The sequence below is a fragment of the Pedobacter sp. HMWF019 genome, from assembly GCF_003061025.1.
Lineage (GTDB): Bacteria > Bacteroidota > Bacteroidia > Sphingobacteriales > Sphingobacteriaceae > Pedobacter.
This window is the reverse complement of record NZ_QAIL01000098.1, coordinates 1-11,933: the sequence shown is the minus strand read 5'-3', so window position 1 is coordinate 11,933 and position 11,933 is coordinate 1. Positions and strand designations below refer to the sequence as shown.

The following is an 11,933-nucleotide window of genomic DNA, read 5'->3' as shown; positions in this document are numbered from 1 at the left end:
ATTAAGGAGTGGATAATTGCTTCTCTGGAATATATCTTCTGAGTATACTATATAGTAAATCCAGATCAAATGGCTTACGAATATAAGCATCAAAACCATTTTCCCCATAAAGTTTGTCAATGTTATAATTGCAACTTAAAGCAACCACTGGCAGATGCGGATAAACAGATTTTATTTTATGACAGATTTCTATGCAGATTTCTCCGCTTAAACGATAGTCCAGCATTACCACATGTGGCCTGTGCTCCTTGATCAGTGCAATAAAATCCTGATCATAATCCAACACCGGATAAACCTGGAATCCTTCCATCGTTAAGGCCTGCGTAAGTACATCAAGGATCGCGCTATCGGTATCCTGAACAATAATTGTTTCCATAGTTTCATTCTAAAAGAAATCCAAAAAGAGAAAACAACTTGTAAGAAAAGTACGGTTTTCGGGTCCCACATAAATATACGCAAAATTTTCCGCAATCCCGATAAAAAGTTTAGGATTATACACTTGGTAAGTCGTGTTATACCCTGGGAAGTTTTGAATTTAAGATCAACTTCGCATACACCCGACCAAATCCTCGTCAATCCTGGTTATTATCATAAATCAGCAGTCCCTTAACTAAAGCCTTCCACTGCGGATAAGAAAATCCAATCTTAGCGCCCCAGCCCACAAAAGTATTTCGAATATTGTCTATTGTATGGTCAAGATCCGTATTGGGAACCTCATTCCTACCATGTTCTTCCGCATAAATAACCTTACCTATACGCTTCACCTGGAAAGTAGACGTGGCTTGCTCAGTCAGGAAATGTGCTGTTTCGGCCTGTTCATTAAAAGGATTGACAGATGGCCTGGCCGTCATACTCAACACCTCAGCGTCGTCCAATACCTGCCACTTAATTTGCTCAATAGTCACCCAATCGAACCCGTTACCAGTTTTTGTTCCTGGCCCAGGAATATCAATCTTAATGTGATCTCCTTCCATCGCCTTACGGCCAACAGCAGCACCACTGGCATCAGTCAGATAAAAATCCGATGAAGCCCCACCAGCAAATTCCGACCACCGGTTTACATCCAGCAGACGCTCCTTCACTGTTTGAAAAAAGCGAATCGCTTCAGTTTCTGAATTTAGCTCCATCTTTTCCACCGCATCCATTTTCGACCCAGTTTCCTGAGCAGGCACATGTGCTGCTCCAGGATTATTTTCATTGTGACTATTCTCCATGATTTCTTTACGCTGATTTGATAAAGCATAAACATAATCGCCGGAGAAATGTTCCAACTGCAGGATTCAATTAAAAGGAGCTCAACGAAACCCTTAAAAACACACTTTGGGAATGACTTAGGAAGTTGTTGTTAATCAATATACGAAGTTGAACATGTTTATGGCTAAACAAAATTGTTTCGTTGGTTTAAACACGGTATCTTGTGAAACAAGAAAAAGTCATGGCTGCATTAAATACAACATATTTATGGGGAAAATGGCACTTAGTTTCTTTTAAACTTGTTTTTTTAGGTTTGAAATGGAATTGGGGTGGCAACGCAACAGGTTTTATTGCTTACGATAAAGAGGCTAGCGTAAAGGTGGATATCAAAGCAGAAAAAAAACTATTTCCATCTATAGCTAGTTTGATGTTTAATAATATTCTGACTTACGGAGGTAATTATGAAATTAAAGATAACTGCGTCATTCATCGCCTGGATTATTGTTCAAAAAAATCTTGGTTAGGTAAAGATTTGGTGAGGAATGTTTTAATGCTAAGTAAACAAAGCCTGATATTGCAAGGCGGTGGTAAAGTGTTCGGCGTAATACTTTCCTGGGCCAAATAGATATTTGGAAACATTGAAGAAATTTACAATTATAGGATATTTGTTTTTTGTAACTTTGCAGTATGGAAAAGTCGCAGAGTATTCAGGGGTTTTATGCATATTATAATAGTCTAATACCCCACAATATAAAAGAAGAAATAGGACATTTTAATATATTCGAACTGGAGGACCTGGGGGAAGCAAAGGCTAAGTGTTCCTCATTTGGCCGCAAGGAGTATTACAAGATCAGTCTGATGAAAGGCCGTAACCGTTATTATTATGGCGATCAGGTCGCTCATATAGAGAAATATGCGTTGGTTTTCGCTAACCCTCAAACACCTTATCATTGGGAACCGGAAGATGAGGATCAGTCTGGTGTGTTCTGCATTTTTACACCAGACTTTTTCCATCACTCTTCTGCGCAACGATTGCAGGAATATCCTGTATTTAAAGATGTTAATCATTCTGTTATGCAGCTTACAGAAGAACAGTATATAGAATTTCGCTCGCTATTTGATAAAATGAATGACGAAATAGACTCAGACTATTATTACAAATACGATGTGCTCCGAAATATGGTTTTGGATATTGTTCATTCCGCATTAAAAATTCAGTCGGTAGCCATCAGAAAGCATGCTATTAGCGGCTCAGAGCGTATATCCTCACAGTTTGTAGAGCTCCTGGAGCGTCAGTTTCCTATTGAATCTCCTAGCCAGCGATTACAAATGCGCTTTGCGATGGACTTTTCAAAAGTTTTACGTGTACACGTCAATCATTTAAATAAGGCCATTAAAGAAACTTCTGGAAAAACCACAACTAATTTGATTTCAGAAAGAATTCTTCAGGAAGCAAAAATATTGCTTAAACATACTCAATGGTCCATTTCTGAGATTGCCTGGTGCTTAGGATTTGAAGAGTTACCTCACTTAATCAACTTTTTCAAAAAGAATACTGGTCAAACGCCGAAGCTGTATAGGAATTCTTGATTGAATTTTGCAGTCTTTTCTTTGTTCGTTGTAGTTCTGTAAAAGCGTAAGCCAGTAACTTTGCTTTAGAAATTATAACAAATAAAAACATGAGCAAATCAATCTTAATTATCGGTGCAGGCGAAGGGCTTAGCACCGCCGTTGCTGAGAAATTCGGTGAGCAAGGATATGGTATAGGTTTAATTAGCCGTAACTTAGAAAACGTTAAAGCTTTATCAAAAAAGATTTCCCGTTTAGGTTATAACACCAAATTCGCTACAGCAGATGCTGGTAATGCAGTATCTTTAGTTCAAGCCATCAAAGCTATCAAAGAACAATTAGGCAGCATAGATGTCTTGTTGTATAATGCTGCTGCTGTTAAAGCACAAGATATAATGACGGAAACCTCCGAAAGCCTATCGCACGACCTTCTAGTAAACGCCGGCGGCGCCCTTGATGCTGTAAAGTTTTTAAGAGAAGACCTTAAACAGGCAAACGGCAGTGTATTAATTACCGGAGGTGGGCTTGCTAATCACCCGCATCCTTTATATGGTTCCATTTCTGTAGGCAAGGCGGCCATCCGTAATTTGGCACTGCAACTGCATGAGCGTTTGAAAGACGAGGGGATTTATGTAGGCACTCTAACTATTAATAATATGATTACACCCGATAGCGCGACACACACACCTCAAATGGTAGCAGAACAGTTCTGGAAGTTGTTTACAGAAAAAAACACAGCTGAACTGCAGTATTAATCATCTCTTTTTAATCGGTTTCCTGATCAGCCTTAAATAAATGTAAAACGGGAAACTATCAATATAAAATTTAATGAAAAAGATAGCTTACGCCTGTTGTTTGGGCGTTATAGGGATTCTTACGGCCGAATTTGCCGTAATCGGTATCCTTCCGCAAATTGCCAGCCATTATCATATTTCTCTTGATCGTGCAGGAATCCTGATGAGTGCCTTTGCTTTTGTAGTAGCCATTGCTGGCCCATTTATGAGTTTACTTGCATCAGGCTTTGATCGGAAAAAAGTAATGATAGCCAGTTTAACCCTGTTTTTAATCGCGTCGGTTGTTTCCAGCTTTTCACCTCCTTTTTGGCTGTTGCTGGCAGTAAGAGTTTTGCCGGCATTTTTACACTCGGTTTATTATGCAGCCGCAATTGCAGCGGTTATTAATGTATCTAAGAAAAAAGATCAGCATAAAATGATGGCTATTGCTTTGAGCGGTGTTAGCATTGCTACAGTGAGCACCATACCATTGGCAACTTATCTGGCTACCATATCTACCTGGCAGGTTTCGTTTGTACTTCAATCGGTAATCTGCTTATTGGCTCTGGTATGTGTATATCGTGTAATGCCGGCTATGCCTGTAAAAATTAAACCTACAATTGGCAGCCAGGTTGGTATTCTTAAAAATCCTTCTGTCATCCTCAGTCTGTTGATGATCTTATTTATGTTCGCCGCAGAGTTTTCTTTGTATAGTTATTTTGCCGGTTACATGGCAGGTGCAAAAAAGACCACGCCAACCAACATCAGTTATTTTATGTTCCTGTTCGGTATTACTGGTCTGGCAGGTACCTGGCTTGCTGGAAAAACATTAAGTAGAAGTGTTCCGGCCACAGCCATTGGTTTTATTGTCGCTTGTAATATGGTGATACCGGTTCTTTTTTATTTCACCGGAGTATCTATACTCTGGATGGTTCCTTTGGTTGCACTTTGGGGGATCGCTTATGCCCCCGGCTTTTTGATTGCTACCTCTTCTGTAAGCTCGGCCGCACCTGGTGCGCTAGAGTTCTCTAATGGTATGGCTGCATCATTTGCCAATTTAGGAATCACTATAGGCACTTTAGCAGGAGGCGCAGTCATTTCCACTTATCAGATAAAGAACCTGCCATTTACCACCATTGCATTTGGTGTAATAGCGATAGGGATGGTCCTGTTCAAAAGCATGGTAGATCGTCGTAAAACATTGAAAATCATAACAAAATCAATTATCAGTTAATTATAAAAAATATCAAAATGAAAAGAATCAAAAATAGCGCTGAGAATCAATCAGCAGCACAGAAAATATTAATTAAGGGCGCAACGATTATCAGTATGGATGATGCCATAGGGAATTTTGAAAAAGGAGATATTCTAGTTAATGGAACCAAAATAGAAGCCATAGGACAAAACCTGAATGCTGACGGTGCAACTGTTATCAATGCCCATGGTATGATAGCCATTCCTGGTTTTATTGATGCGCATAGGCACGCATGGCAAGGCTCTTTAAGGAGGTTAATGCCAAATGTGCAAAATCTTACAGATTACGTAAGTGATATTCATTTTGCATTTGCAAAACACTACCGTCCGCAGGATATGTATACCGGTACATTGTTAAATATGATCAGTTGCATTGATTCAGGTGTTACCACGGTTATCGATGCCTCTCATAACGCCCGTACAGCGGCACATAGTGAAGCCTCAATTGATGCTCTGGAAGACGCCGGAATTCGGGCACTTTATGCCCCAGGTAAACCCCTTACAGGTGATTGGGCAAATCACTGGCCCCAAGACCTGGGACGTTTACAGAAAGAACGTTTTCAGTCTGAAGACCAATTGGTACAACTGGCCATGTTTTCACAACCCGATCGTGAAAACTGGCGTGTGGCACGTGAGCTGGGTCTTCCTATCATTACCGAAATGCTTGGTGCCGAAATGTCCGAACTTTTACCAGTATATCAAAAAGAAGGATTATTAGGGTCTGATAATATATTTAACCATGTTACCGGGCTTACAGATCAGGCTTGGGAAATCATCAAGGAATCGGAAGTGAAGGTGATTATAGATCCACGCTCAGATGCACAATATGCTCTGGAAGAAGGCGTATTCCCTTATGACAGAGCGATTGAAAAAGGACTGAAACCAGCGCTGGGAACAGATTTAGAAAGTGCCTATGGTGGCGATATGTTTACCGAAATGCGGGTGGCTTTTTCTCTGCAACGTGCGTTTGGACAAAACAAACGGTATAATGGAGCCCAGCACGCCCACCATATGACAGTAAAAGACATTCTTACCTCAGCAACAGTAAATGGAGCAATAGTAGCCGGTCTTGAAGATAAGGCAGGTAGTTTAACTCCAGGAAAAGAAGCTGACATTGTTTTGCTGAAAGCAGATGATTTGAATATTTATCCTGCACTCAATGCCATTGGGGCAGTTGTGCATGCTGCCGACAGAAGTAATGTAGATACGGTAATCATTGGTGGCCGTGTAATGAAATCACAAGGAAAACTGTTGGGGGTTAACCAGGATCAACTAAAAGCTTTAGTAGATGAGTCTATAGACTATCTTTTCCAAGCCGAGGGTTATCAAGCAGATATTTTCGCTGAAGAGTATGTACCAACTGCTCAAAGTAACGGGTTCTGGACAGCTGTCTGAAAGATATGAAAGATTCAAAACAACGAAGATACCAACGTTTACCTTTTTTGAGTAAATTGATTGTTATAGGTATAATACTCGTTTTCGGGGTTAAACCACGCTTGTATGCCCAAAAGCAACTCTCATTGGAAGAAGCCATTGCTACCACAATACATAATAACCGAAGGGTAAAAATAGATTCTGCTGCTATGGAGATTAATAGGCAAAAAACCCGGCTCGAAAAAGGTGTTTTCCTACCCAGGGTAGAACTTAATACGCAAGTCAATCATTATTTTCAACAACCGGTGGCCTTTAATACGGCCATCAATATGGGGGAACCTGATCAAATTGGTTATGCCCGTCCGGGAGGGAAAGACCAGGGCGGTACTGATGTATCAATGGAGATGCCTCTATTGAACCTGGCTCAGCACAAAAAAGTAGAAAGCAGTTTACTTGCAGAACAGCAATATGGATTCAAATCTAATATTACCAAAATTGATTTGCGGGCAGAAGTTAAGCAATCTTATTTCCGGATCATTATGCTGGAAAAAAGAGTACAGCTATACCACCAAAGCATGGAAAGGAACCTACAGGCATTCAAAGACGCGTGTTCCCTATTTCGCCAGGGCAAGGCGACTGAAGAAGATACATTGCGTATTTATCTGACCTTCAGAAACCTGGAGCCAGACCTGTTGAAAATACAAAATGCAATCAAGGTCAGTAAACAAACGCTTAACCTGCTGATGGGAGTTGATCTTAAAAAAGATATGGTACTGATTGATAGTATGACCTATGACAGCTTGTTGGTTATTCCAAGTGAAGAACAAATATTTAAGGAGGCGATGGCTCATAAACCATCCATCAAAATGCTGGAATTTGATGAGGTGATTGCAAATAAAAATGCACAAGCATCTAGAAAATCAGCATTGCCAACCATCAAAGCTGTAGGGCAATATATGTTACAAACTCAGGCAAATGGATTTAATTATGGCCAATCATTTTATCCTGCTACCTCATTTATTGGCGTAAAAATGACTATTCCTATTATTAACGGACATCTGGCACATGCGAAAGAAAAAATTGCTCAGTTAGAAAGCCTTCAAGCAAAATACAGACAGCAGGTTGCCTGGAAATTGATGGGCTCGGACCTGTCAGAAATATTAGGTAATATAAGAGAAACCCAGGCCCGGATAAAAGCAGAAGTTATTGTACGACAGGCTGCATATAAAAATTATAATCAAGTACTGTACCGTTACGAAAAAGGCCAGTCAAGCAGACTGGATCTTACAGATGCGGAGTATACGCTTACCCTGGCAGAGTCTAACCTGATTGAAGCTAACTACAACTTAGAGCTTGCTATGATCGAATTGGAGCGGTTAAGGTCAACAAAAGTTAATGTTTAAGGAGTAGTTAAATGTCAAGTAAAGATCGGATCCAACGTCTTCGGGAAACCAACAGACGCAATATAATTAAAGTAGCCAGTCAGATTGTCAAAACAAGCGGCTTAAATGCTTTAAGTATGAGAAAGATAGCAGACAAGATCGATTACACTGCACCGATGATCTACTCTTATTTTCCAGATAAGGATGCACTCATTGGTGAATTGACAAGGACAGGCTTTTTAGCATTGAAAAATAGAATTTTGCTTGCAAGGAATGTGAGTGAAGAACCCATTTTCCAAATCGAAGCCATGTGGATGGCTTACTGGAGATTTGCTTTTGAGGAGAAAGAACTTTATCAGGCCATGTTTGGTGTAGAAATGCCAGCTGGAAAAATCCCAACTGGCATTATCACTTTACAGGTGTTATTTAGTGAGGTTATTATTAAACTGAACAGCGATGCCGAAAAGCCTGATGAAAATACTTACCTGAGCTTTTATCGCTATTGGTCTGCAATACATGGACTAATAGCGATTAATCTGATTTGCCAGAATATCTCTGAGCAGGACAATTCTTTCCTTTTAAAAAGGATAATCAATGATGTCGGAAAAGCTATCAGTGGTGTCTGAACATTTATTTTACCACCAGAGACTGTAATGTGGCCCCATTAATATGAACAGCAATTTCTGCTTTTTACAAAACAAAACGCATAAATTACTGTTGGGTTGAATCAAATTAAACCTTTAAATCTCGCTTGTTATGAATGGATTATCTCCCTGGGCATTATCCGCAAGTTCTGAATTAGCGGAAAGCCAAACGGCACTCTACAGAACAGTTGCCGGAAGTTTTGAATTTAAAGTTTACCGCACCACCGACTCCATCTGGATTCTGGCCGAACTGCCTAATGGTGGAAGAGCTGCTTTCCGTGCGGCATTTAGTCCGGGAGGAACCCTAAAAATCGCCAAAGCCACCGAAAAAGCACAAGGTATCGATTTGGAACTGGAGAGTGAAACCGGAAAACAACGGGTCGAAATTAACATCGACCAGCGGCAATCCAATCCTGTATTGCGCTATACCACCCACTTAAAACCCAAAAAAGATCTGCTGATTCCTTTCTGGCCTAAGGATATCCTGATGAACGGAAAAAACGGTCGTCCTGAAAATACAAATGGAAAGATCCACATCAGCCAGGAAGGAACAAGAACCGGTTTGATCTACCTGACACAAACCCGGCCAAAATCCTCATCAATCCTTTATCTCCAAAACCTGACTGCGCTTGCCGATTACTGTGAACAAACCCAAACCTCCTGCGCCGATACCGTAGGTGGCATCTGGCCGGAAATTGGTTTTGCATTGCCGTCTACTAAGGACCAGCCCTTAAAAGCAGACAAGGAAATCATCATCAATGACGCATTTGTTACTTTCGATGCACAAACTCCAGAAGATCAGTTTGCAGCCAACCAGCAATTTCTAAACCTGTTAGCAAGAGTTTACCTGCTGCTCCCAAGACCGGAGACAAAGTACCAGGATTGGCCGGGCATTCTGGATAAAGGATTAAAAGATCTGATAGAAAGCCCCGGTTGTTGGAGCCAGGTAGCCGGGCACAAATATTTCAATGCTTATGTGAGCGACTATACCACCCCACCTGAAATTATGGTACAACTCGCCGTCCTGCTTCCACTTATGGACTATACAGAATGGAGTAAAGCAGAACTTGAAATCATAAAAACGGTAAAAGAAGGTCTGCCATCCTTTTATGATCCGAAGTTAGGTGTAATCACCCGGTGGTTACCGGCAGCAGAAGATCAGCTTAAGGGTGAAGAGGAACAAAAACAACCGGGGGTAATGGATTCCTGGTACTTACATCATCCCCTAATTAACCTATCCAGACTTGCATTGAAAGGTGATAAAGTTGCTGAAAAGCTTTTTCTGGATTCCATGGACTTTACCATTAAGGTGGCTCATCATTTCAACTACCATTGGCCAGTCTTTTATAAAATGGATACTTTAGAAGTGCTCAAAGCAGAAACTGCAGAAGGCAAAGGTGGAGAAAAGGACGTTGCGGGTCTTTATACCCATGTTATGCTCCAGGCTTGGGAACTCACCCAGGAAAATCGGTATTTAAAAGAAGCAGAAAAGGCAGCTAAAACGCTGCAGGAATATAGTTTTGACATCTTCTATCAGGCAAATAATACTGCCTTCGCCTCAGGAGCGCTCCTGCGCCTATATAAAATCACTAAGAAACAATTGTACTTAGAGCTAAGTTATCAATGCCTGGCCGCAATTTTACGCAACACACAAATCTGGGACTGTAATTACGGATATGGGAAAATATTTCCGAAATTCTTCTCTCTGTTTCCACTAAATGATGCACCCTATACTGCAGTATATGAAGAGCAGGAAGTATTCTGCGCACTACACGACTACCTCAAACACGCTGAAGGCCTCGATATCCTGCCTTCGGTAAAACTTCTGATTGCAGAATACATTCGCTACCTGGTAGACCGGGCAGTATACTATTATCCTCCGATGCTTGCAAAGCAAATGCTGCAAGAAAAACCAAAGATTGGAGAAGTTGATCCTAAACTATGGATTGCGCTCGAAGACTTGCAGGATGGCTGGGAAAAATCAGGTACAGTTGGGCAGGAAGTCTACGGCGCAGGCAACGCCTTTGGCATTCTCCCTCGTCATTATATGCAGGTTCCCGGAGAATCCTTCCTGATTTACGTAGACTATCCCACATCCGGATACAAAGCCATCAAAGGTAAAGACATCCATTTCTCCATCCTGGGAGATAAGCAACTGATGTGCAGGCTTATGATTGTAAAAACAAGTATGGCTAAACTTCCTGTATTTAAAGTAGTTGTTAAAGGGGATAAAACCCACCTAAAAGGCATATCGGTGGCAAAAGGCCATCTGGAATATCAACTTAACGGGAACACCCAGGTCAATATCAGTTGGAAGCATTAAATGAATTGTTTGTGGGATAAGAATCTTTCGTCAAAAATCAGCACTAGACAATGTCATCGTTATTATGCTTGGCGCAAAGGCTACACTTGAAACTGATGGTCGAATTTTCATCAATCTTTATTATGATTTAGAGCTGCCCTTTTTCTTTCTTTTACATCTTCTGAAACCCCGAATGATGTATCACCATCGCTCTTATCCTCCAAAAACAAAAGTACAATCAGAGAAATTACAGGTATAAGGAATGAAATAAAAAACCAGAACCAAAAACTTCGTCCCTGACTTCTTGCAAAAACACCTGCGATGGTTTGGGGCAATAGAAGAACAAGTAAGATCAGTAATTCAGCCATAGAAGTTTGATCCGTTTAGTTTGTTTATACGGATGAACAAAAATATTAATCAAATTCACATCCTTTACAATATTTGTGTACAATAATATCATGTGGTATAACCCCTATTAGCCATTTCTGTTGGAACTATTGCATCAATTCGATACTTGAATTTCCTATAATGTAGATTTTGATATTGTATTTTGTGATATTGCGCAGAAAATTGGAGTGTCTGGCGCACGTTCTTCCATGATTGGCAAAACTGGGGGGAGGGAGTTAGAGCACTTCGATTTCCTGAACAATCTTTGTAAGATGAGTTCAGGGTCTCCGGTGGAAAAATCGCCCGGGATGGCCAGTATCTTTGTTCTATTTTATCTGTTTTCGCGTAATAACTTGTCATACAGGCTACCTGTTCAAGACCATTAATTTTATCTGTCCTATTTTATATTAGACTGTAGGTCTTGGTTTTGGGATGCTTAGCTATGTTCCTTTAATAACTTAAGGGTGCCGCTTAATTTGCTTATTCTTTTTGTCTAAATCCGAACCAATAAGTAAATTGGGAGTATTAATACCATGGTGCCCACCCCGAGTAGCATAGCTTACCTTGGGTAAAGTTGACAGTATACACGCAAGAAGTTCTTCCTGCCTTTCATTACGTTCATTATTAATGTCTTCGAATTGTACATCCGGAAGATATTCAGCCGAAGTAACACTTGGTTTATTTTTTCTGAATGATGCCATAGCAGTATTTAGTGCAACACGATAAAGCCATGTTGAACTTTTAGATCCACCGCTGAATGATGTGTATGACCGCCAAAGCTGGAAAATAACTTCCTGAAAAAGATCTTCCCGGTCTTCAGAGCTATCACGGTAAATCCGGCAAATCTTATGGATAATGCCTTGGTTATCTTGTATCATCCTTAGAAATTCCTTTTCGCTCATTAGTAATGTTTGATGGCATCAATATCCTTTTTCAGGATTAATATACTATCTCTTAATATTTGTTCCTGTTTAAAAATCACTTCAACTTTTTGACTGAGTTCCTGATTCTTTATATTCATTCGCTTCTCAGGATGAATTGGGTCCGCAAGATG

General features: G+C 40.4%; 12 protein-coding genes. 8 read left to right on the top strand and 4 right to left on the bottom strand.

Annotated features, from left to right (window positions below):
• Position 1 precedes the first annotated feature (1 nt).
• The gene (locus DBR11_RS06440) at positions 2-376 is read right to left on the bottom strand and encodes a response regulator (protein ID WP_108550785.1); all 375 of its coding nucleotides are present in this window, start codon (positions 374-376) and stop codon (positions 2-4) included.
• A 196-nt stretch (positions 377-572) separates the two neighbouring features.
• Complete coding sequence (locus tag DBR11_RS06435; protein WP_233260669.1) at positions 573-1,271, bottom strand: hypothetical protein; 699 nt, start codon at positions 1,269-1,271, stop codon at positions 573-575.
• 146 nt (positions 1,272-1,417) lie between these two features.
• Here DBR11_RS06435 and DBR11_RS06430 point away from each other — a divergent pair, with 146 nt between their 5' ends.
• The 8 genes from DBR11_RS06430 to DBR11_RS06395 all read left to right on the top strand — a co-directional run bounded on the left by DBR11_RS06430 (position 1,418) and on the right by DBR11_RS06395 (position 10,513).
• Positions 1,418-1,819 (top strand): lipocalin-like domain-containing protein, encoded by a 402-nt coding sequence (locus tag DBR11_RS06430; protein ID WP_146186477.1) that lies wholly within the window; start codon positions 1,418-1,420, stop codon positions 1,817-1,819.
• A 62-nt stretch (positions 1,820-1,881) separates the two neighbouring features.
• On the top strand, positions 1,882-2,784 hold the full coding sequence (locus tag DBR11_RS06425) for an AraC family transcriptional regulator (protein WP_108550783.1): 903 nt from the start codon (positions 1,882-1,884) through the stop codon (positions 2,782-2,784).
• A gap of 89 nt (positions 2,785-2,873) precedes the next feature.
• Positions 2,874-3,518 carry an SDR family oxidoreductase gene (locus DBR11_RS06420; RefSeq protein WP_108550782.1) on the top strand — a complete coding sequence of 215 codons (645 nt, stop codon included), beginning with the start codon at positions 2,874-2,876 and terminating at the stop codon, positions 3,516-3,518.
• Positions 3,519-3,591: 73 nt separating this feature from the next.
• Positions 3,592-4,770 (top strand): MFS transporter, encoded by a 1,179-nt coding sequence (locus tag DBR11_RS06415; RefSeq protein ID WP_108550781.1) that lies wholly within the window; start codon positions 3,592-3,594, stop codon positions 4,768-4,770.
• Between the two features lie 17 nt (positions 4,771-4,787).
• Positions 4,788-6,185, top strand: coding sequence for an amidohydrolase family protein (locus DBR11_RS06410; protein ID WP_108550780.1), 1,398 nt, complete (start codon positions 4,788-4,790; stop codon positions 6,183-6,185).
• Positions 6,186-6,190: 5 nt separating this feature from the next.
• Positions 6,191-7,567, top strand: coding sequence for a TolC family protein (locus DBR11_RS06405; protein ID WP_108550779.1), 1,377 nt, complete (start codon positions 6,191-6,193; stop codon positions 7,565-7,567).
• Positions 7,568-7,578: 11 nt separating this feature from the next.
• Complete coding sequence (locus DBR11_RS06400; RefSeq protein WP_108550778.1) at positions 7,579-8,172, top strand: TetR/AcrR family transcriptional regulator; 594 nt, start codon at positions 7,579-7,581, stop codon at positions 8,170-8,172.
• 130 nt (positions 8,173-8,302) lie between these two features.
• Complete coding sequence (locus DBR11_RS06395) at positions 8,303-10,513, top strand: hypothetical protein (protein WP_108550777.1); 2,211 nt, start codon at positions 8,303-8,305, stop codon at positions 10,511-10,513.
• Positions 10,514-10,623: 110 nt separating this feature from the next.
• Here DBR11_RS06395 and DBR11_RS06390 read toward each other — a convergent pair whose 3' ends face one another.
• Entirely contained in the window at positions 10,624-10,860 is a 237-nt protein-coding gene (locus DBR11_RS06390) for a hypothetical protein (RefSeq protein WP_108550776.1), read from the bottom strand.
• A 477-nt stretch (positions 10,861-11,337) separates the two neighbouring features.
• A complete protein-coding gene (locus DBR11_RS06385; RefSeq protein WP_108550775.1) occupies positions 11,338-11,781 on the bottom strand; it encodes an RNA polymerase sigma factor in 444 nt (147 codons plus the stop codon).
• Positions 11,782-11,933: the final 152 nt, after the last annotated feature.

Coding starts and splice junctions, on each gene's coding strand:
- DBR11_RS06440 (WP_108550785.1), bottom strand. CDS start 376: ATGGAAACAATTATTGTTCAGGATACCGATAGCGCGATCCTTGATGTA.
- DBR11_RS06425 (WP_108550783.1), top strand. CDS start 1,882: ATGGAAAAGTCGCAGAGTATTCAGGGGTTTTATGCATATTATAATAGT.
- DBR11_RS06420 (WP_108550782.1), top strand. CDS start 2,874: ATGAGCAAATCAATCTTAATTATCGGTGCAGGCGAAGGGCTTAGCACC.
- DBR11_RS06415 (WP_108550781.1), top strand. CDS start 3,592: ATGAAAAAGATAGCTTACGCCTGTTGTTTGGGCGTTATAGGGATTCTT.
- DBR11_RS06410 (WP_108550780.1), top strand. CDS start 4,788: ATGAAAAGAATCAAAAATAGCGCTGAGAATCAATCAGCAGCACAGAAA.
- DBR11_RS06405 (WP_108550779.1), top strand. CDS start 6,191: ATGAAAGATTCAAAACAACGAAGATACCAACGTTTACCTTTTTTGAGT.
- DBR11_RS06400 (WP_108550778.1), top strand. CDS start 7,579: ATGTCAAGTAAAGATCGGATCCAACGTCTTCGGGAAACCAACAGACGC.
- DBR11_RS06395 (WP_108550777.1), top strand. CDS start 8,303: ATGAATGGATTATCTCCCTGGGCATTATCCGCAAGTTCTGAATTAGCG.
- DBR11_RS06390 (WP_108550776.1), bottom strand. CDS start 10,860: ATGGCTGAATTACTGATCTTACTTGTTCTTCTATTGCCCCAAACCATC.
- DBR11_RS06385 (WP_108550775.1), bottom strand. CDS start 11,781: ATGAGCGAAAAGGAATTTCTAAGGATGATACAAGATAACCAAGGCATT.